This window comes from Blastomonas aquatica, assembly GCF_014639875.1.
GTDB lineage: Bacteria > Pseudomonadota > Alphaproteobacteria > Sphingomonadales > Sphingomonadaceae > Blastomonas > Blastomonas aquatica.
Map to the genome: position 1 here is coordinate 159,487 of NZ_BMGD01000005.1, position 20,581 is coordinate 180,067.

A 20,581-nucleotide genomic window follows, 5' to 3' on the forward strand; every position below is an offset into this window, starting at 1 on the left:
CACCCCAACCCCTCCCCTAAAGGTGAGGGGCTCGGAAGGCGAAAAAAATGAACGAACTGACCAAATTCAACAATCCCGCCGTCAAGCCGGAAACCTTTGACGAGATCCAGATCGGTCTCGCCTCGCCTGAGCGGATCCGCTCGTGGTCGTTCGGCGAGATCAAGAAGCCCGAAACCATCAACTATCGCACGTTCAAGCCCGAGCGTGACGGCCTGTTCTGCGCGCGTATCTTCGGTCCGGTGAAGGACTATGAGTGCCTGTGCGGCAAGTACAAGCGGATGAAGTACAAGGGCATCGTCTGCGAAAAGTGCGGCGTCGAAGTCACCGTGACCAAGGTGCGCCGCGAGCGCATGGGCCATATCGAGCTCGCCGCTCCGGTTGCGCACATCTGGTTCCTCAAGTCGCTGCCGTCGCGCATCGGCCTGCTGCTCGATATGCAGCTCAAGCAGCTTGAGCGGGTGCTGTATTTCGAAAGCTATGTCGTCATCGAGCCGGGCCTCACCAGCCTGGAGAAGTACCAGCTGCTGACCGAAGACGAGCTGCTCGATGCGCAGGACGAATTCGGCGAGGACGCGTTCTCCGCCGGAATCGGTGCCGAAGCCGTGCGCCAGATGCTGATGGACCTCGACCTCGAAAGCGAGCGTGCCGATCTGCTGCAGGAGCTCGAGACCACCAAGTCCGAGCTCAAGCCCAAGAAGATCATTAAGCGCCTCAAGGTCGTGGAAAGCTTCATTGATTCAGGCAACCGTCCCGAGTGGATGATCCTCGAAGTGATCCCCGTGATCCCGCCCGAGCTGCGTCCTTTGGTGCCGCTCGACGGTGGCCGCTTTGCGACCTCGGACTTGAACGACCTGTATCGCCGCGTGATCAACCGCAACAATCGTCTGAAAAGGCTGATGGAACTGCGCGCGCCGGACATCATCGTCCGCAATGAAAAGCGCATGCTGCAGGAAGCCGTCGATGCGCTGTTCGACAACGGTCGTCGCGGCCGCATCATCACGGGTGCCAACAAGCGTCCTCTGAAGTCGCTGTCCGACATGCTCAAGGGCAAGCAGGGCCGCTTCCGTCAGAACCTGCTCGGCAAGCGCGTCGATTATTCGGGCCGTTCGGTCATCGTGACCGGTCCCGAACTCAAGCTGCATCAGTGCGGCCTGCCCAAGAAGATGGCGCTCGAGCTGTTCAAGCCGTTCATCTACGCGCGTCTCGATGCCAAGGGTCTGTCGATGACCCTGAAGCAGGCCAAGAAGTGGGTCGAAAAGGAACGCAAGGAAGTCTGGGATATTCTCGACGAAGTCATTCGCGAGCACCCGGTCATGCTCAACCGCGCCCCGACGCTCCACCGTCTGGGCATCCAGGCGTTCGAACCCGTGCTGATCGAAGGCAAGGCGATCCAGCTTCACCCGCTCGTCTGCTCGGCGTTCAACGCCGACTTCGATGGTGACCAGATGGCGGTCCACGTTCCGCTGTCGCTCGAAGCGCAGCTGGAAGCGCGCGTGCTGATGATGTCGACCAACAACATCCTCTCGCCCGCCAACGGCAAGCCGATCATCGTGCCTTCGCAGGACATGGTGTTGGGCCTGTATTACCTCTCGATGGACCGCGAAGGCGAGCCTGGCGAGGGCATGCTGATGGCCGACATCGCCGAAGTGCATCAGGCATTGGAAGTCAGCGCCGTGACGCTGCACTCCAAAGTCATCGCGCGCGTTCCGCAGACCGACGAGCAGGGCAACCAGTACTTGAAGCGGTACAACACCACGCCGGGGCGCATGCTCATCGGCGAGTGCCTGCCCAAGAGCCACAAGGTGCCCTTCGATGTCGTCAACCGCCTTCTCACCAAGAAGGAAATCGGCGACGTCATCGATCAGGTCTATCGTCATACCGGCCAGAAGGACACCGTCCTGTTTGCCGATGCGATCATGGGCCTGGGCTTCCGTCACGCCTGCCGCGCCGGCATCTCGTTCGGCAAGGACGACATGATCATCCCCGACAGCAAGGAACGTCTGGTCGATGAGACCCGCGCCTTGGTGGCTGACTATGAGCAGCAGTATCAGGATGGTCTGATCACCCAGCAGGAAAAGTACAACAAGGTGATCGACGCCTGGAGCCGTTGCGGCGACCAGGTCGCCAACGCCATGATGGAAGAGATCAAGGCAACGCCCAAGGACGAGAACGGCCGCGAGGCGCCTGTCAACTCGATCTACATGATGAGCCACTCGGGCGCGCGTGGTTCGCCAGCGCAGATGAAGCAGCTTGCCGGTATGCGCGGTCTGATGGCCAAGCCTTCAGGTGAGATCATCGAAACGCCGATCATCTCGAACTTCAAGGAAGGTCTGACCGTTCTTGAATACTTCAACTCGACCCACGGTGCCCGTAAGGGCCTGGCGGATACGGCGCTCAAGACGGCAAACTCGGGTTACCTGACCCGCCGTCTGGTCGACGTCAGCCAGGATTGCGTCATCGTTCAGGAAGATTGCGGCACCGAGCACGCGCTCGAAATGCGCGCGATCGTCCAGGGCGGCAGCGTCATCGCTTCGCTGGGCGAGCGTATCCTGGGCCGGACTTTGGCCGAAGATATCGCCGACGGAAAGTCGGGCGAGATCGTGATTGCCAAGGATACGTTGCTCGACGAAGCGAACATCGCGACGATCGAAGCCATGGGTCTGCAGGCAGCGCGCATTCGTTCGCCGCTGATCTGCGAAGCGACCATGGGCGTGTGCGGCAAATGCTATGGCCGTGATCTCGCCCGCGGTACGCCGGTCAACATCGGTGAAGCTGTCGGCGTTATCGCCGCTCAGTCGATCGGTGAGCCGGGTACCCAGCTGACGATGCGGACCTTCCACATCGGCGGCGCAGCGCAGCTCAACGAAACCTCGAACCTCGAAGCGGTGGCCGATGGCACGCTGCAGTACCGGGATATCCCTACAATCGTGAACAAGCGCGGACAGCGCCTGTCGCTCGCCCGCAACGGCGAAATCGCGATTGTTGACAAGGAAGGCCGCGAACGTGCGGTCCACCGTATCCCGTACGGCACCGTGCTGCTGGTCGACGACAATGGCGTGGTCAATCTGGGCGACCGGATTGCCGAATGGGATCCGTTCACCATGCCGGTGATCACCGAAAAGGGCGGTGTCGTAAAGTATCAGGACCTGATCGACGGCAAGACGCTGATCGAACAGACCGATGATGCCACCGGTATCGCGCAGCGCGTGGTCGTGGAATTCCGTGGATCGCTCAAGGCAAAGTCCAAGGAAGATCTGCGTCCTCGTCTGACCCTGCTCGACGACGATTCGGGTGAGGCTGCACGCTATATGCTGGCAGTCGGCGCGATGCTCTCGGTCGAGGAAGGCCAGAAGGTCGAAGCAGGCGATGTTCTCGCCCGTGTCAGCCGTGAAGCTGCCAAGACGCGTGACATCACCGGTGGTCTGCCGCGTGTTGCCGAGCTGTTCGAAGCACGCAAGCCCAAGGACAACGCGATCATCGCCAAGGTCTCGGGCCGCATCGAATTCGTCCGTGACTACAAGGCCAAGCGCAAGATCGCGATCCATCCTGAAGAGGGTGAATCGGTCGAGTATCTGGTGCCCAAGTCCAAGGTCATCGACGTGCAGGAAGGCGATTTCGTCAAGAAGGGCGATAACCTGATCTCAGGTTCGCCCGACCCGCACGACATCCTTGAGGTGCTTGGCGTGGAAGCGCTGGCCGAATATCTGGTCAGCGAAATCCAGGAGGTCTATCGTCTGCAGGGCGTGAAGATCAACGACAAGCACATCGAGGTCATCGTCCGTCAGATGCTGCAGAAGGTGGAAATCACCGATGGAGGCGACACCACCTTGCTGCCGGGCGAACAACTCGATCGCGAGGAAATGGACGAATACAACGCGCGTCTCGACGCGGGCAAGAAGTTCGCAGAAGGCAAGCCCGTGCTGCTCGGCATCACCAAGGCTTCGCTGCAGACGCGCTCGTTCATCTCGGCGGCGTCGTTCCAGGAAACCACCCGGGTGCTCACCCAGGCGGCCGTCGAAGGCAAGCGTGACTCGCTGATCGGCCTCAAGGAAAACGTCATCGTGGGCCGTCTGATCCCGGCAGGTACCGGTGCCGGCATGGCCCGTATGCGGATCGCCGCCAACAGCCGTGACGCTGCCCTGCGTGCGCAGCAGCGCGCGCTGCAGCGGGCGATGGCCGCCGCGAACGAAGTCGAGGCAGCGCCTGCCCCGGCACCGGTCGCAGCCGAGCCTGAAGCGGTGGATACCGACGCGGAATAAGGGCCGTCTCAATAAGTGGGTGCTCCCCGGCGCAGGCCGGGGAGCACCCACTTTTGCAAACACAAGAAACCCCGCCGGAAGCGATTCCGGCGGGGTTTCTTGTGTACGGTCAGGCCGACTTGGCAGCGCTCATCGACCGAGCGCGATCGTCAGCTTGGGCTCAGAGAATGCCGAAGACGAGGAGTGCAATGATCAGCAGTCCAGGGACGCCCAACAGCCACAAAATGATGCCTTTTCCCATGATGATTCCTTCTTTGAAATGCGTCGGCGACCGGCGGGATCGAAGGCCAGCCTGGCACGAACGCGGTTAAGCCTGTCTCGGCAAGAACAGCGCGCATGCCTGCGGTTGCGGTGCTGCGGTGCTTGATCACTTTACGGTCGCAGCGCAGAATGGTTCCCTGCGAACATCGCCCCGCTTGGTCGCGCAGCCACGCTCAGAAAGGATTGAGCGTATATCCTCGCTGCTGGAGCAGCGCGTGCGCGGTCATCGCCGACAGCGACATCTTTACCCCCGGCGCCAGATCGGCGCGGGTGATGCCCTGGCCCGCAGCGCTCTGCCCGCACAGATGGATTTCGGCGCCGTTCTCGATCAGCGCGGCAATTGCTGCAAGGTTGGCGTTGCTCGCGCCGCCGTGCTTCTGGTTGTAGGCCGCCGCATTGGTCAGGTCGAACGATGCGGGGCCATGGACCACCACCGCGACCCGCACCGCTTCGCGCGGCACTCCGGCTTCGGCGTGCATGTTGATGAACCGCGCGGCGCTCTCGAGCGTGCGGTTGATCGCGCCGGGCTTGGCGGCTTCGCCCACATCGAAGGCGACGCTGAACGTCGCATCTGCAGGCAGCGGCTCGTGGCCTTCTACCATCGCCACAGGGCCGAAGTCGCTGATCACGGTTCCCGCGTGAAAGCCCGGGCGGGGCGCGTCCTGCGCCTGGGCCAGGGTGACGCCCATGCTCAACGCCGCAGCCATTGCCGACAATCCGATACGAAATGACTTTAGACGCAACATGCGACTCTCCTTCTGATTGGCGAAGGCTATCAGTTTGCGGCGTCGGTTGCATCCTCCAGCGGAGCGGGCGAGGGATCGCCCTCGAGCATCTTGCGTGCGAAGTCGGCAAGACCGGTGTCGTGGGGATGGTTGAGCAAAGGCCCGAGGATCTTGCGCGCCATTTCCTTGTCGCCCATGCGGATATGGTAATGCGCGAGCGTCATCCGAAGCCCGGTATCATAAGGCGCCAACATCAGCGCCTTTTGCAGCCCTTGCACCGCGATCTCGGGCGGCTGTTTGTTTTCGGCAGCGTAGGTCCGGTAGTAGAAGCTCAATGGGATCGGGTTATCGTTCTCGACCTTGTTGGCGGCGCCCACAGCGGCGCGGACCTTGGGCCACAGACTGTCGCTGCTGTCATCCTCGGCCTGTCGAAACAGCACGTACATCTTCTGAATCAGTGCATTGATCGCCCTCGGGTCGCGCGCCAAGGCGCGGTCCGCTGCGGCCAGCGCTGCGGCGTCGTTTCCGGCGTCGAACTCGGCTTCGGCCAGCGCCGTCTGAACGAACGGATCATCGGGATATTTCGCCGCAATCTCGCGCGCCGTCTCGGCTACGACCACGGCCTGGTCCTCATCCACACCACGCTTCGATCGCATCATCACGGGCAGCATCGCGGCCTCTGCCGCACGCAACGGACGCACGCCGATCTCGGTGGTTTTGATGCGGTTGGCGCCCAGGTTGAGATAGCTCATCCTGCGCGACATCATATAGCGCTCGAGCTCCTTGTTGAGGCCAGCCAGATCGCCGAACGCGCTCGCTGCGGCGGCATCCTCGCCCTCGCCGTTGTTCAGTCGGCCGAGATAGTCGTTGAGCTGGCCAGGGCGTTTGCCCGACAGCATCAGGTAATGAAACAGCAGCCAGCTGCGCCCGTAAAATGCGTCATAGCGCTTGGACGCATTATCGCGGTATTTGCGGGTGCTCAGCAGCATCTCGAGCGGAACATCCTGCGCATAGAACAATTCGGCTGCGCGGTGGGTCGCAGGCAGACCCAGGCCGACCGACCCGTCCTTCTCGAACTTGGCGGTGGAGTAGAATTCGGCAAAGCCCTCGGTGAACCACAAGGGTGCCGATCCGGAAAACACGCTGTACATGAAATGATGGGCATATTCATGGAGCAGAACCTGCTCGCCCTGGCTCACGCGGTCGCTCTGGGTTGAGCCATCGACACGGGGGACAAAGGCCACCGATCCACCGGCGCGAGACTGATAGAAGCCCTGGATGTAGCGGTTGCCAGTGCCCAGCAGCTTGCGCACCTGTGCCGCATCGCGCACCACGAACACCGTCAGCCGGTTGGACGGCGATGTCGGCTCGTCAGGTATCTTGTAAAGCGCAAGCATCGCCGAGCGATAGCGCTCGAGCATGTCGGTGAAGGCATGCACCTGCTTTTCGCCCTGATCGGCATAGACCAGGAAATTGGGACTCGAGGCTTCGTGCCATTCGGCGAGCGCAGCGCTCGGCAGGGCCACGGTTGCTGTCAGCACTGCCATCAGCCCCGACCTCAACCCCAAGGTCAGCCCCGACGTTCCCATGCGCCGACCCATCCACCTCATATCGCCCGCTCCCCGTTTCAGGCGCAACGCTAGAGCGCACGCATACCGCCCGCAACCCCTATAAACGGGGGTGCGGGCGGCGTTTCCTGGGAGGGAGAGCGCGAAAGGTTAGGCGACCAGCTTGGCTGCGGTGCGGGCGACCTTGGCTCCCAAATAGCGTGCGCCGTCGAGATCAATCGTGTGCGGCTGGCGCGATCCGTCGCCACCTGCGATCGTGCTGGCACCATAAGGCGATCCGCCTGCGACCTCGTCGTTGCTCAGCTGGCCCTGAAAGCCATAATCGAGCCCGACAATGGTCAGGCCATGGTGTAGCAGGTTGGTGAGGATCGAGAACTGGGTGGTCTCCTGTCCGCCATGCTGGCTCGCGGTGGCGGTGAATGACGCGCCGACCTTGCCCACCAGAGCGCCCCTCGCCCACAGACCACCGGTGCGGTCCCAGAAGGTGGCCATCTGGCTGGACATGCGGCCAAATCGGGTGCCGGTACCGACGATGATCGCGTCGTAATCGGCCATCTCTTCAGGCGTTGCGATCTCGGCTGCCTGGTCGAGCTTGAAATGGCTCGACTTGGCCAGATCGTCGGGCACGGTTTCGGGAACACGCTTGATCGTGACATCGGCGCCTTCGCCGCGCGCGCCTTCGGCAACCGCCTCGGCCATCGTCTCGATATGACCGTAGGAAGAATAATAAAGTACTAGAACTTTTGCCATGAGAGATCTCCTTCGACAGAAAGGTTGAAAAGGGGTGTCCCGCCGCCGGGAGGGGGAAAGCGGCGGGACAGGGGTTCCAGGAACCCCAGAGGGTCAGTGAGTCCGGGTTTCCGCGATCAGAAACTCGGCGTCTTGTGAGGCCGCAACCGTGATTTCGGTTTCGCGGGTAATCGCGGCGGCATCGCGCGGGCCGATTTCGACCCCGTTTACCGTCACGCTGCCTGCCGACACCACCAGATACGCAGACGTGCCGTCTGCGATCCGATGGGTGATGCTGTCGCCTGCGGCCAGCGTTGCGCCCGACAGCCGCGCATCGGCGCGGATCATCAATGCGCCTGCGCTGATGTCCTCATCCCGCCCGCTGGCCAGGACCTCGAGCTTGCCCGAGCGCTCGCCCTTGGGAAACTGCTTGGCGTCCCAACGGGGTGCGCCGCCGGGTGCATCGGGGATGATCCAGATCTGGAACAGCCGGGTTTCCTCGCCCTCCAGATTGAACTCGCTGTGCTGAACGCCGGTGCCTGCGCTCATCACCTGGACATCGCCCGCCTCGGTGCGGCCTTCATTGCCCAGGCTGTCGCGATGGGTGATCGCGCCCGAGCGGACATAGGTAATGATTTCCATGTCGCGGTGCGGATGGGTGGGAAAGCCGCTCTTGGGAGCGATCTCGTCGTCGTTCCATACCCGCAGCGCTCCCCAACCCATGCGGGCAGGATCATGATAGCCACCAAACGAAAAGTGGTGGCGGGCATTGAGCCAGCCGTGGTTGGCATGGCCCAGCGAAGAAAAGTCGCGCTTCTCGATCATATCGGTTGCTCCTTCATCAGGCACCTCGATCTGAGCCGGTGCCTTGGCTTGAGCAACAGATAGGACGGTGCTATCGTTTCCAAAATAGCCAGTTTGGAAAAGGATTGTTTCCAATATGCGCCTTCCCGATTTCGAAGCCTGGGCGGTGTTTGCAGCCGTTGCCGACACCGGCAGCTTCACCGCAGCGGCAGACGCGCTCAGCCTGTCGAAGGCCAAGGTCTCAAAGGCGGTGTCGCGGCTGGAGGCGGAACTGGGAACCGTGCTGTTCCACCGAACCTCGCGGAGGCTATCGCTGTCTGCTGCCGGACGATCGCTGGTCGATCATGCGCGGCGGATACGCATCGATGGCGAAGCGGCGGTCGAGGCGGCGCGCGATGAAGCGTCGTTGCTGACCGGCACGGTGCGGATCGCGCTGCCGATGAGTTTCGGATTGCGTGCGGTCGCGCCGCTGATTGCGCGTTTCATGGCGATGCATCCGGGGATCATTATCGACATGCATCTGTCCGATGCGCGGGTCGATCTGGTCAGCGAAGGCTTCGATCTGGCGCTGCGCATCGCCACCTTGCCCGACAGCAGTCTGCGCGCCATCCGCCTGCGCCCGGTGCAGCTCTACATGATCGCCTCGCCCGATTATTGCGCCCGCCACGGCACGCCGGTCACCCCACAAGATCTCGGGCAGCACCGCGCAGTGTATTATGCGAACGCCGCGCAACCCGGGATGTGGGCGCTGACTGGGCCGGACGGCACCCGGCTATACTGCCCGGTCAAGCCGGCGCTGATCGTCAACAATGCCGATGCGGCCATTCCTGCCGTGCTCGCAGGGCTTTGCATAGCCGCGCTGCCCGACTTTTTCTGCGACGAGGCGATCGCCGACGGGCGGCTTGTCCGGCTTATGCCCGAATGGCAGTTCGATGAAACCACGCTCAGTATCGTCACCCCGCCATCGCCGCATCGCCCCGCGCGGGTTGAGGCGCTGATCGCATTCTTGCGCAGCGAACTGCCCCGAAATTAAATTAACCTCGACGCGATTTCCTTACCAATTGGAAACCAAATGCGTTTAATAACTGGAAATGCGACGGGCCGTTGATGGATGGCAATGCCTGCAAATCCTGAGTCTTTCCCGCGTATTAGGCCCTTACGGCCGTATCGCGGCCTCCAGGCAGCTCGAGGTTTACCCAAAATTAACCTTTTGCCCCCAAAACTTTTATGGTTAATGTTTTCCACGTCGATCCGTTCTTGGGTCTAGATGACTGAACGGTGCTGATGGCACGGGCAAAAAGGGGCTGCACATGCGGGTGCTTTTGATCGAAGATGAACCGACCACGGCAAAGGCGATCGAGCTGATGCTCACCACCGAAGGTTTCAACGTCTATACGACGGACCTGGGTGAAGAGGGCTTGGATCTGGGCAAGCTGTATGATTACGACATCATCCTGCTCGACCTCAACCTGCCCGATATGCACGGCTATGACGTGCTGAAAAAGCTGCGCGTTGCCAAGGTGCAGACGCCGGTGCTGATCCTTTCGGGCATTTCGGAAATGGACAGCAAGGTCCGCTCGTTCGGCTTCGGTGCCGACGACTATGTTACCAAGCCGTTCCACCGCGAGGAACTGGTCGCGCGCATCCACGCCGTGGTGCGTCGATCGAAGGGCCATTCGCAAAGCGTCATTCGCACCGGCAAGCTGGCGGTGAACCTCGATGCCAAGACCGTCGAAGTCGACAGCGCCCGGGTCCACCTGACCGGCAAGGAATACGCGATGCTCGAGCTGCTCAGCTTGCGCAAGGGCACCACGCTGACCAAGGAAATGTTCCTCAACCACCTTTATGGCGGGATGGACGAGCCCGAGCTCAAGATCATCGACGTGTTCATCTGCAAGCTGCGCAAGAAGCTGGCCTTGGCCTGCGGCGGCGAAAACTATATCGAGACCGTCTGGGGCCGCGGCTATGTGCTGCGCGATCCCGAAGCCGATGGCGAAGTCATCGCTGCCTGAGGCGCGTTTACACCGACATTTGAAAAAGGGCGGCGGGCAACCAGCCGCCCTTTTTGGATCCGCTGTGCGCGAAGGGGCGCGCATTCGCTTGTCATCAGCGTGTCGCGCGCTAACGCTGCGGTCCCATGGCGACCACGACACCCCAACATCCCTATCGCACCCATGCGCGCGTGCTTACCGCATCATTGGTCGGGACCGCGGTCGAGTTCTACGATTTCTATATCTACGCAACCGCCGCCGCTTTGGTCTTCGGGCCATTGTTCTTCCCTTCCGAAAGTGCCTCGGCGCAGCTGCTGCTAAGCTATATGAGCTTTGGCCTCGCGTTCTTCGCGCGGCCGGTCGGCGCGGTGGTCTTTGGCCATTTCGGCGACCGGATCGGGCGCAAGTCGACGCTGGTCGCCTCGCTGATGCTGATGGGCGGATCGACGCTGCTGATTGCGTTTCTGCCGACCTATCAGATGGTCGGCTGGGTCGCGCCACTGCTGCTGTGCATCCTTCGCTTCGGCCAGGGCTTCGGGTTGGGCGGCGAATGGGGCGGGGCGGCACTGCTGGCGGTCGAGAACGCACCGCCGGGATGGGCCGCGCGCTTCGGCATGGCGCCGCAGCTCGGCGCGCCGGTGGGGTTCATCGCCGCCAACGGGCTGTTCCTGCTGCTGGGGCTGTCGCTGACCGACGCGCAGTTTGTCGCCTGGGGCTGGCGCGTGCCGTTCCTCGCCAGCGGCATATTGGTGGGGCTAGGGCTGTGGGTGCGGCTCAAGATCAGCGAGACGCCCGATTTCGCCGAGGTTCTGGCGCGCGACAAGCCCGCGCCGGTGCCAGTGGCCGAACTCTTCCGCAACCACTTGCGCGCAACCTTTGCCAGCACCTTCGCGGTCGTCGCCTGCTTTGCGATCTTCTACCTCTCGACAGCATTCGCGCTGGGCTATGCCACCACTGCTTTGGGGCACGACCGGGTCGATTTCCTGCTGGTGCAACTGGGTGCGATCCTGTTCCTGGCGCTGGGCATCATCCTGTCAGGTTATCGCTCGGACGCGACCAGCAGCGGGCGGGTGCTGATGTTCGGCTGCGCAGCGACGGTGGGGGTCGGACTGCTGTTCGGGCCGCTGCTGGGTTCAGGATCGCTCTGGCTGGCCTGGGTCGCGCTCTCGATCGCGTTGCTGGTGATGGGGTTTGTCTATGGCCCATTGGGTGCCTGGTTGCCACAGCAGTTTCCGGCGCGGGTGCGGTATACTGGCGCGTCGGTCGCGTTCAACGGCGGCGGCATCATCGGCGGCGCGCTCGCCCCGATCGCGGCGCAGGCGTTGGCGGACCGGGGCGGCGCGGATGCGGTGGGGCTGTATCTGGCGGCGGCTGGGGTGCTGAGCTTTGCAGGATTGTGGGCGCAGCGGGGAAGGGCCGCGGGATAGTCAGGGGTATTGTTGGCGGGCGTGCAGGACAGCCGTGATGACGATGGCGTCCTGCTCAATACTGTAGATCAGCAGATAATTGGGGTGCACGATCGCCTCCCGTGTACCAGCGACGCGACCCGGACGATGCATTTGGGGAAACTCCAGCAACTGCTTGGCACAACGATCAAACAGGTTCTTAAGCCGGTCAGTGGCATCGAGATTCCGATCGGCAATGTAACCGATGATGTCGTCATGGTCTGCTGGGGCTTCAATTGTCCAAATCAGTCGCACGCTGCCGGGCCTTGGCTATGATTTCCGCCGCGCGCGCCATCACCTCTTCATGCGGAACGCGAGGCGCGGTTGATCGAAGCGATCGCTCTACCTTGGCCTGCAACCACGCATCATACGCCGCCTCTTCCTCGGACGAGGCGAATTCGGATTCGATCGGCGAGTATTTGACCATGAAGTCAGTCTATCACATCGCCCGCCAGCCGCAATAACGTCAGCTTTGCCTTGCCGACCACGCGTTCGGCGTCGATCTCGAAACCCGAGACCTCGAGCTTTTCCGACTTGCCGGTCTCGACGCTGATCCAGGTCGATGGCGCGAACCAGCCCAGCCTGGCCAGCTTGTCGAGCGCCACCGCGCCCGCGCCCGTGGCATAAGGCGGGTCGATCAGCACCACGTCGAAGGGCTTGAGCGCGGGGCCCAATGTCAGCGCGGAGCTGGGGCGGATTTCGGCGCGTTCGTCGGCTTCGAGCGCCCGGATGTTGGCGCGAAGAACGTCGATCGCCGCGCGGTCCTGCTCGACGAACACGCATTTGGCCGCGCCGCGCGACAGCGCCTCAATGCCGAGCGCGCCCGAGCCTGCGAACAGATCGAGCACCGACAATTCCTCGAACGACCCCAACCGGCTGGTCAGCATCGAGAACAGGGTTTCGCGGGTGCGGTCGGCGGTCGGGCGGGTGGTGTCGCCTGCGGGCGCCTTGAGTTTGCGGCCCCGCCACTCGCCTGCGATGATGCGCAGCATGTTACCCCTCCCCCTTAACAGGGGAGGGCAGCGAAGACTTGGCAGCTTGCTGCCTAGTCGCAGCCGGGAGAGGGTGACATGCGCCACGCCTGCCCTGCAATCGCGACACCCTCTCCCAGCTCCGTCTAGGCTCCTGCGTCCCCAAGACTGCGCAACCCTCTCCCGTCAAGGGAGAGGGGTAAGCTTGTACCATCATTTCAACGTGTTCCTGAAGGTGATCAGATCGTGCCTGCGGACCTCGTCGATCGCGCCGGGCTCAAGCCCTTCGAGCAGGAATGGACCATAACGCGTGCGGATGAGACGCGAGACCTTGAGGCCCAGATGCTCGAGCACGCGGCGCACTTCGCGGTTCTTGCCCTCGGTCAGCGTCATCTCGATCCAGCCGTTGCGCCCGGTGCGGCGTTCCAGATTGGCGTCGATCTTGCCGTAGCGGATGCCTTCGATGGTGATCCCGTGGATCAGGTCTTCGAGCTGGCTCTGGCTGACCTCGCCAAAGGCGCGCGCGCGATAGGTGCGCTCGACCCCGGTGGCGGGCAGCTCCATCTGGCGCTTGAGTTCGCCATCGTTGGTCATCAGCAGCAGTCCCTCGGTGTTGAGGTCGAGCCGCCCGACGGGCATCATCCGCGGCGCATCGGGCGCGACGCGGGCGAGATGATCGTAGATCGTCTCGCGGCCGGTAAAGTCGCGCGCTGCGGTGAGCAGCCCGGCCGGCTTGTGGAAGCGCCACAGTTTTGCAGGCGCGGGTTCCTTCACCGCTTTGCCATCGACGGTGATGCCATGCAGGCTGGTGAGCACGGTGGCGGGCGTGGTGATGGCGACGCCATCGCGCGCGACACGGCCGCCCTCGATCATCCGCTCGATCTCACGCCGGCTGGCGATGCCGGCACGGGCAAGCAGCTTGGCGATGCGCTGCCCCTCACCGAGCGTGGAGGTGCTGGCCTTTTTGGGCGTTTCGCTGGGCGACGGGCTGTCGTCGTTGAGCGGATCGAATTTCGGTTTCCGGGGGGGCATGGCCGCTGCTATAACGAGGAAGGCGTCGCGCGGGAACGCAAGAATTCATTACTGCGTATTTCGATTTCATACCGACGCCGTTGCCGGAAAGGCCCTTCATGCTGTTTTCGCGATTTACCCGGTCGATCCAGACCATCCTGATTGTCGAGGACGAGCCGCTGGTGGCCTTCGACAACGAATTGCGGGTGGTCGATGCAGGGTATCGGGTCGTGGCCACCGTCGATACGCAGGATGAAGCGATCGCGATGCTGTCGCGTGAAGCGATCGATCTGGTGCTGGCGGACGTCAACCTGTCACGCGGCGGCAGCGGGATCGAGGTCGCGCGGGTCGCGAGCGGGATGGATATTCCGGTGCTGTTCGCGACCGGAACCTGCCCCAATGAGGCGCAGCAATATGCGGTGGGGTGTCTCAACAAACCCTATAACGCGGTTGAACTGGTCAAGGCGATCGAGGCGGTAGATCGCATGATCCGGGGCAAGTCGGTCAAAACCATCCCCAAGCCGCTCAGCCTGTTCTCCACCCTATAGGTCGGGGAGGGGCGTGTGCGCCCCATCCCCGGCCGAGGGCGCTTATTTTAACCGTGGTTGCCGAATTTGGTCATGTCGGTGTCGTCCGGGCTGTCGTCTTCGTCGGGGTCGAGGGTCCCCAATGGGCTTTCCTCATCATCGTCATTGCGTTCGTTGTCGAAAGCGCCGCGATCGATATGGCCTGAACTCACCATTTGGTCCATCCGGTCAACAAGGTCCGGTTCGTCCTGCGGGACAACCGACAAGCCCTCCGATCCGCCCTTCTCGCTGTCTTCGCTCGGGTCCCGATCCTTGTGCATCGCGTCCTCGGCGACGTTGTTTGCGCTGGAATCATCCTGCTGCGACTGGTTGATCGTGTCCGAGCTGTCGTTCAGGTCCGAGTTATCGTCGGGTAAAGTGTCTGCCATGGTGTGCGTCCTTGTAGTGCGACAGGATTGCCTGCCGCACATACGCGAAAGCCGGGCGGACGTTGCTACCGAACGGCGCCTGCTTATCGTTCAGACACTGGTGGGTTCGAGCCTCGGGCTGAGCAGATGCACCACGGCCAGCGCCAGCAGATAGGCGCTCGCGCAGATTGCAAACAGGATCTCGTAGCTGCCGGTGCTGTCGAGGATGTATCCGGTGAACAGCGCCATCCCCATTCCGCCCAATGCTCCGACGGTGCCACCGATACCGATCACCGATCCCACCGCCCCGCGCGGGAACATGTCCGAAGGCAGGGTATACAGGTTGGCGGAAAACGCCTGGTGCGCTGCAGTGGCAAGGCCGATGATCAGCACCGCACCCCACACGCTGTCGATGCTTTGGGCAAACCAGATCGGCGTGACCGCGAGCGCGCACAGCAGCATGGTCGATTTGCGCGCGAAATTAGGGGTGCGCCCGGCCTTGATCAGCCGCGACGACATCCACCCGCCAAAGATCGAACCGCCATCGGAGATCAGGTAGATCGCCGCCAGCGGAAGTCCGAAGGTCTTGAGATCCATGTCATAGCGTTCGAACAGATATCCCGGCAGCCAGAACAGGAAGAACCACCAGATCGGGTCAATGAGGAACTTGCCCAGCGCATAGGCCCAGGTTTCGCGCTTCGCGAGTAGCCGGCTCCAGCCGATCTGCTCGACCGGATCGGCCGGGTCCTGCTGGATCCAGGCAAGTTCTGCGGGTGAAACGCGCTTGTGCTCCGAAGGGTGGCGGTACATCGCCCACCAGGCAATCAGCCACACTAGCCCGAAAATACCGGTGATGTAGAACGCCTCGCGCCAGCCGAACCACAGGACCAGCAAGGGCACGAGCAGCGGCGTGATGATCGCACCGACATTGGCCCCGGCGTTGAACAGCCCGATGGCAAAGGCACGCTCACGCTGCGGGAACCAGTCGGTCACCGCCCGGATTCCGGCAGGGAAGTTACCGCTCTCGCCAATGCCAAGCCCAAAACGCGCCATTGCAAAGCTGGTCACGCCGTTGGCCAGCCCATGTGCCATATGGCCGATGGTCCAGATGACGATGGCGATCGAGTATCCAAGCCGCGCACCGATGACGTCGACGATCCGCCCGAAACCGATATAGCCGATCGCATATGCGACCTGGAACCAGAACACGATGTTGGCAAAGTCGCCTTCGGTCCAGCCGAACTCTGCAACCAAGGTGGGCTTGAGCACCCCGATCATCTGGCGGTCGATGTAGTTGATGGCCGTCGCGGCGAACAGTAGCCCGACGATGACCCACCGATAGCGACCCGCATTGGCTGCAGCCGCATCCATCATGGGTGCCTTTGCTGTGCCTTTTCCGGTGCCGGCTCCGGCGTTCGTTGTGGCATCGACCATTTCACTCTCCCAGGTGAGCAGCCGGCCTTTACCGGTCTGCGATAAGGTTCATTCAGCGCGGCGTTGCCGCAACGATCCGGCACTGCACATCGCCGCAGCCTTCGAACACGGCTTTATAGGATTGACCGATGCCGATTTCATGCACGCCGGTGATCGCGCCTGTCGAGACCCAAAGGCCGCTCGACACATCGACACCGCGCGCCATGAGGTTGGTCAGCAGGAAGCGGACCGCGCCATAAGGGCCATCGAGCATCGTCGCTGCCGTCGCCGCGCCGACCACCGCGCCGTCGATCTCGCTGCGCACGGGGATTGCACACAGATCGATGTCGCGCCATCCGGCCAGCGAAGGCCCCTGCACCAGCCCTGCATTGTTGCCGAAATCGGAAACCGTGACCAAAGGCCCATCGGTGTTGATGCCGGGATAAGGCGAACTGGCAATCTCTATGCCCAGCCGGATGTCGTCGAGCAGAGCCTTGGTGCCTGCATCGTCCACAGGCACCGCGCCCGAAAAGCCGGGTGCGACGTGCAGCAAAATCTCGGCCTCGCCAGCCGCAAAGCCACCTTCGAAGACCGGCATATCGGGCATACTGCCATCGGCGCCATCGACGATGGAATCCGCGAAGATCGGCCCCGAAAGGCGGTTGGCGCCCAGCTGGCCATCGAGCGGCGGATTGATCCGGCCGACCTTCCAGCCGATCACCTGACGCCCGTCGAGCACGATCGCGCGATCCTGAATGGTGTAGGCCGCCTGAAGCTCCTGCGGCTTGATGCCAGGATAGGCATCGAGCGCTCGCGCCTCGCGGCGGGCGCTGACAAAGGCCATCGCGACATCATCGGCCTGCGTGTTCACCGTCAACTCGTTCCCCATCCCAATTGGTCGTCCTTCTCTTGTGCGGTTGCCTAAAGGAAACCGGTGTCATTCGCAAGTGGCGGCGTTTCAACGCCGGTGATCGCTACAGCGTCACGCCCCGTTTCCAGATCGATATCGCCCGCTGTCCGGCGCTTTCGGCAACGGTTTTTCGCCCGCTGGCAAAGCCGATCAGCGCATCGAGAAACGCCGCATCGGCAGTCTGCCGCCCCTCGTCGAGCACCCGCGACGCATCGAAGTCGATCCAGTGCGGCTTGCCCTGCGCCAGCCCGCGATTCGAGGCGATCTTGACCGTTGGCACCGGAAACCCGAGCGGCGTTCCGCGCCCGGTGGTGAACAGCACCAGCGTCGCCCCGGCGGCTGCCAGCGCGGTCGAGGACACCGCGTCGTTCCCGGGAGATTCGAGCAGTGCGAGCCCGGGGGTGTGCGCCTGTTCGCCATAATCGAGCACCGAGGTAAGCATTGCGTGTCCAGCCTTCTGCACCGCACCCGCCGACTTTTCCTCAAGCGTGGTGATGCCGCCTGCAATGTTGCCCGGCGACGGGTTTTCCGACACCGGCAGCCCCTGATCGAGGTAATAGCGCTTGAAGCGGTTGACGAGCGCGGCGGCGGCCTCGAACGTCGCGGCATCGGCGGCGCGGTCGAGCAACGCCTGCTCGGCGCCGAAGATCTCGGGAATTTCGGTGAGGATCGGGATTCCGCCGGATGCCGCCAACGTATCGCAGAAGCGACCCAGCAGCGGATTGGCGGTGAGGCCCGAAAAGCCATCCGATCCGCCGCATTTCAGGCCCACGACCAGCGCCGACAGCGGCAGCGGCTCGCGCTGCGCGGTCGACGCCTCGGTCACCAGTTCATCGACCAAGGCTGCGGCAGCGGCCATCTCGTCCCCCACGCCTTGCGAGGAGAGCGTGCGCACTTTGGCGCGCGCACCAGGCGGGATTGCGGCAACCAGATCGTCCAGCTGGTTCGATTCGCAGCCCAGCCCGATCAGCAGCACGCCCGCCGCATTGGGGTTGGCCGCCAGCCCGGCGAGCAGCGCGCGGGTTCCGCCCAGGTCATCGCCCAGCTGCGAACAGCCATGCGGATGGGTGAACGCGAAGACGCCATCGATCCGCCCGTTTGCGATTCCGTCGGCATGCCGCGCCTCGGCGGCGCGCGCGACTTGCTCGGCGGTCAGCCCGACACAGCCGACAGACGGCAGGATCCAGATCTCGTTGCGCGTCGCGGCGCGGCCATCGGCGCGGAGATAGCCCTGCCAGACCGGACCTTCGGCCACCGTGGGGGGCACATGTTGGCGGCCCTGATGCGCTTCGTACGCCAGTTCTCCGGCCAGCGCGGTGGCCAGATTGTGGGTGTGGACATGATCGCCAGCCGCAATCGCAACGGTCGCCTCACCGATCGGCAGGCCGTATTTCAGAACCCGGTCGCCCGCCCTGTGCAGACGGATTGCAAACTTGTGGCCTTGCGCGATATCGTGCCGCAGCATGATTTGCTGGCCGCCGACCGCAATGGTCTCGCCCGCGCTCAGCGGACGTAACGCCACCGCAACGCCATCTGCGGCGTGCACCTGCAGCGCATCCGGCAAATGGATGCCCGTCTCGATGGGCATCTGGGTGGTGGGCGGACCTTGCAGCGCGATTCTCCCCTATCTGGTTTTGCCTATGGATAGCGGCATGGTAACCGGTGTCAATCTGCGCGGGATTGCCAGGGTGACCTTGCTGAGGCTAGGACAAACCGGGGACTGACACCGGTGTAGCCTGGGGTCGAGACGAAAGCGCGCTGAATGAAAGCCAAAGACGGTAAGCCGACCATCAATGATGTGGCCCGCATCGCCGGTGTATCGAAGAAAACGGTAAGCCGGGTGATCAACCGGTCGACGCTGCTCAATTCGGCGACACGCGAAAAGGTCGAGGCGGTGATCGCCGAGCTGGGCTATGTGCCCAACCCGCAGGCGCGTGCGCTGGCGTTGCGGCGCAATTTCCTGATCGGGCTGATCCATGACAACCCCAATGCGCAGATGGTGCTGGGGGTTCAGGAAGGCATATTGTCGGCAATCCGCGATACCGAATTCGCGCTGGTGGTCCGCCCGGTCAACCGCCGCTCTCCCGATATGCTCGACCATGTCCGCACGTTTCTGGAACAGCAGCGGCTGTTCGGGGTGATGCTGCTTCCGCCGATCTCGGAGAATGATGCGCTGGCGCAGCTGTGCGACGAGCTTGGCGTGACCTATGTCCGCATGGGGTCGGTGCGGCTTGACGACGATGCGCATATGGTCGCGTCGAACGACCGCGAGGCGGTGGCCAAGGCGGTCGCGTATCTGGTCAGGCGCGGGCACAGCCGCATCGGCTTCGTAGCGGGCCCCGAGGGGTTTCGCTCTGCCGCCGAACGCGAACTGGGCTATCGCGACGCGTTGGAGACCGCAGGCGTCGCATTGGACCCCGCGATCATGGCCGAGGGCAACTACACCTTCGAGACGGGAATCGCGGCCGGCGAAAAGCTGCTTGCCGCATCGCCCCGCCCCAGCGCGATCTTCGCCAGCAACGACGAGATGGCCGCCGGCGTGCTCCATGCCGCGCGGACCCAGGGGCTTTCGGTGCCCGAGGACCTGTCGATCGTCGGCTTCGATGACACCGCGATCGCCGCGCACATCTGGCCGCCGCTCACCACCGTGCGATGGCCGATCCAGGCGATGGCCAAGGCTGCGGCGATCAAGCTGATCGACCCGGCAGAGGCGCGCAAGCACCCTTCGCATTTCCTCTCAGACCTGATCGAGCGGGCATCCGTCGCGTAACGCGGGCGCACCGGCTGCTCTGCCGATCCTGCGCCCGATTATGGACTTGCACGTTTCTATGACACCGGTTACCACGGGCGCCAGCAATAGGCCATGCGCCCTGGCGCACAACCGCGCCTGAACGAGAGGACAGCTATGAAAATCGCCCTGATCACCGAGAACAGCCAGGCCGCCAAGAACGGCATCATCCACGACGCGCTGACCACGGTCGCCGAGCCTCTGGGCCACCAAGTGTTCAATTACGGAATGTATTCGGCTGAAGACAAGGCCTCGCTGACCTATGTCATGAACGGCCTGCTCACCGGCATCCTGCTCAATTCGGGTGCGGCCGATTTCGTCGTCACCGGCTGCGGCACCGGAATGGGATCGATGCTCGCGTGCAACGCGATGCCCGGCGTGTTCTGCGGCCTCGTCATCGACCCCACTGACGCATTCCTGTTCGGCCAGATCAACGATGGCAACGCAATCTCGATGCCTTATGCCAAGGGCTTCGGCTGGGCAGCGGAGCTCAATCTGCAGGATGTCTATGCCAAGCTGTTCGACGGTGAACGCGGTCTGGGCTATCCCAAGGAGCGTGCCGAGATCATGCGTACCAACCGGGGTATCCTCAAGGACCTCAAGGCCGCTGCCTGCCACGACATGCTGACCGTGCTCAAGACCGTCGATCAGGACCTGCTCAAGGCCGCGGTTGCCGGCGAGCGCTTTGCCGAGTATTTCTATGCCAATACGCAGGACCAGGAAATGGCAGCGTATCTCAAGGGAATCACGGGCTAAAGCCGGAAGGGGACAC

At 62.9% G+C, this 20,581-nt stretch carries 18 protein-coding genes and 1 pseudogene; 7 read left to right on the forward strand and 12 right to left on the reverse strand.

The genetic code is table 11. From position 1 onward, the window contains the following. Nucleotides 1–47 precede the first annotated feature (47 nt). Nucleotides 48–4,158 (forward strand): annotated as a pseudogene (gene rpoC / locus IEW00_RS14235) (DNA-directed RNA polymerase subunit beta'); the annotation flags it as partial. Nucleotides 4,159–4,693: 535 nt separating this feature from the next. Here rpoC and IEW00_RS14240 read toward each other — a convergent pair. The 4 genes from IEW00_RS14240 to IEW00_RS14255 all read right to left on the reverse strand — a co-directional run bounded on the left by IEW00_RS14240 (nt 4,694) and on the right by IEW00_RS14255 (nt 8,367). Continuing rightward, nucleotides 4,694–5,266, reverse strand: a complete 573-nt coding sequence (locus IEW00_RS14240) for a DsrE family protein (RefSeq protein ID WP_229737054.1) — start codon at nt 5,264–5,266, stop codon at nt 4,694–4,696. Nucleotides 5,267–5,295: 29 nt separating this feature from the next. Further along, a complete protein-coding gene (locus IEW00_RS14245; protein ID WP_188515083.1) occupies nt 5,296–6,834 on the reverse strand; it encodes a hypothetical protein in 1,539 nt (512 codons plus the stop codon). Nucleotides 6,835–6,963: 129 nt separating this feature from the next. Then, the gene (wrbA, locus tag IEW00_RS14250) at nt 6,964–7,563 is read right to left on the reverse strand and encodes an NAD(P)H:quinone oxidoreductase (RefSeq protein ID WP_188515084.1); all 600 of its coding nucleotides are present in this window, start codon (nt 7,561–7,563) and stop codon (nt 6,964–6,966) included. A gap of 93 nt (nt 7,564–7,656) precedes the next feature. Beyond that, on the reverse strand, nt 7,657–8,367 hold the full coding sequence (locus IEW00_RS14255; protein ID WP_188515085.1) for a pirin family protein: 711 nt from the start codon (nt 8,365–8,367) through the stop codon (nt 7,657–7,659). Between the two features lie 115 nt (nt 8,368–8,482). Here IEW00_RS14255 and IEW00_RS14260 point away from each other — a divergent pair, with 115 nt between their 5' ends. From IEW00_RS14260 to IEW00_RS14270, 3 genes are all read left to right on the forward strand, one after another. Further along, the gene (locus IEW00_RS14260) at nt 8,483–9,379 is read left to right on the forward strand and encodes a LysR family transcriptional regulator (RefSeq protein WP_188515086.1); all 897 of its coding nucleotides are present in this window, start codon (nt 8,483–8,485) and stop codon (nt 9,377–9,379) included. 277 nt (nt 9,380–9,656) lie between these two features. Further along, nucleotides 9,657–10,358 (forward strand): response regulator transcription factor CtrA, encoded by a 702-nt coding sequence (ctrA, locus tag IEW00_RS14265; RefSeq protein ID WP_017672249.1) that lies wholly within the window; start codon nt 9,657–9,659, stop codon nt 10,356–10,358. Nucleotides 10,359–10,483: 125 nt separating this feature from the next. Next, on the forward strand, nt 10,484–11,764 hold the full coding sequence (locus IEW00_RS14270) for an MFS transporter (RefSeq protein WP_188515087.1): 1,281 nt from the start codon (nt 10,484–10,486) through the stop codon (nt 11,762–11,764). Here the strand turns inward: IEW00_RS14270 and IEW00_RS14275 are convergent, their stop codons facing one another. The 4 genes from IEW00_RS14275 to IEW00_RS14290 form a co-directional block, all read right to left on the reverse strand. Continuing rightward, a complete protein-coding gene (locus IEW00_RS14275; RefSeq protein WP_188515088.1) occupies nt 11,765–12,037 on the reverse strand; it encodes a type II toxin-antitoxin system RelE/ParE family toxin in 273 nt (90 codons plus the stop codon). It lies immediately after the preceding gene. Then, entirely contained in the window at nt 12,015–12,209 is a 195-nt protein-coding gene (gene relB / locus IEW00_RS14280; RefSeq protein WP_188515089.1) for a type II toxin-antitoxin system RelB family antitoxin, read from the reverse strand. Before relB ends, IEW00_RS14275 begins: the two co-directional genes overlap by 23 nt. A gap of 4 nt (nt 12,210–12,213) precedes the next feature. Next, nucleotides 12,214–12,771: a 16S rRNA (guanine(966)-N(2))-methyltransferase RsmD gene (gene rsmD, locus IEW00_RS14285; protein WP_188515229.1), complete on the reverse strand. Its 558-nt coding sequence runs from the start codon at nt 12,769–12,771 to the stop codon at nt 12,214–12,216. A 195-nt stretch (nt 12,772–12,966) separates the two neighbouring features. Then, nucleotides 12,967–13,785 (reverse strand): pseudouridine synthase, encoded by an 819-nt coding sequence (locus IEW00_RS14290; RefSeq protein ID WP_188515090.1) that lies wholly within the window; start codon nt 13,783–13,785, stop codon nt 12,967–12,969. Nucleotides 13,786–13,883: 98 nt separating this feature from the next. Here IEW00_RS14290 and IEW00_RS14295 point away from each other — a divergent pair, with 98 nt between their 5' ends. After that, nucleotides 13,884–14,312: a response regulator gene (locus IEW00_RS14295; RefSeq protein ID WP_188515091.1), complete on the forward strand. Its 429-nt coding sequence runs from the start codon at nt 13,884–13,886 to the stop codon at nt 14,310–14,312. Between the two features lie 47 nt (nt 14,313–14,359). Here IEW00_RS14295 and IEW00_RS14300 read toward each other — a convergent pair whose 3' ends face one another. From IEW00_RS14300 to IEW00_RS14315, 4 genes are all read right to left on the reverse strand, one after another. Then, the gene (locus IEW00_RS14300; RefSeq protein WP_188515092.1) at nt 14,360–14,719 is read right to left on the reverse strand and encodes a hypothetical protein; all 360 of its coding nucleotides are present in this window, start codon (nt 14,717–14,719) and stop codon (nt 14,360–14,362) included. 90 nt (nt 14,720–14,809) lie between these two features. Beyond that, nucleotides 14,810–16,072 (reverse strand): MFS transporter, encoded by a 1,263-nt coding sequence (locus tag IEW00_RS14305; protein WP_373282650.1) that lies wholly within the window; start codon nt 16,070–16,072, stop codon nt 14,810–14,812. 112 nt (nt 16,073–16,184) lie between these two features. Further along, nucleotides 16,185–17,000 (reverse strand): 2-keto-4-pentenoate hydratase, encoded by an 816-nt coding sequence (locus IEW00_RS14310; RefSeq protein WP_188515093.1) that lies wholly within the window; start codon nt 16,998–17,000, stop codon nt 16,185–16,187. 85 nt (nt 17,001–17,085) lie between these two features. Next, a complete protein-coding gene (locus IEW00_RS14315; protein WP_188515094.1) occupies nt 17,086–18,609 on the reverse strand; it encodes a UxaA family hydrolase in 1,524 nt (507 codons plus the stop codon). A gap of 174 nt (nt 18,610–18,783) precedes the next feature. On the opposite strand from IEW00_RS14315, the gene IEW00_RS14320 reads away from it, so the two are divergent. Both IEW00_RS14320 and IEW00_RS14325 read left to right on the forward strand, forming a co-directional pair. Beyond that, entirely contained in the window at nt 18,784–19,791 is a 1,008-nt protein-coding gene (locus IEW00_RS14320; RefSeq protein ID WP_188515095.1) for a LacI family DNA-binding transcriptional regulator, read from the forward strand. A gap of 135 nt (nt 19,792–19,926) precedes the next feature. Next, entirely contained in the window at nt 19,927–20,565 is a 639-nt protein-coding gene (locus IEW00_RS14325) for an RpiB/LacA/LacB family sugar-phosphate isomerase (RefSeq protein WP_188515096.1), read from the forward strand. Nucleotides 20,566–20,581: the final 16 nt, after the last annotated feature.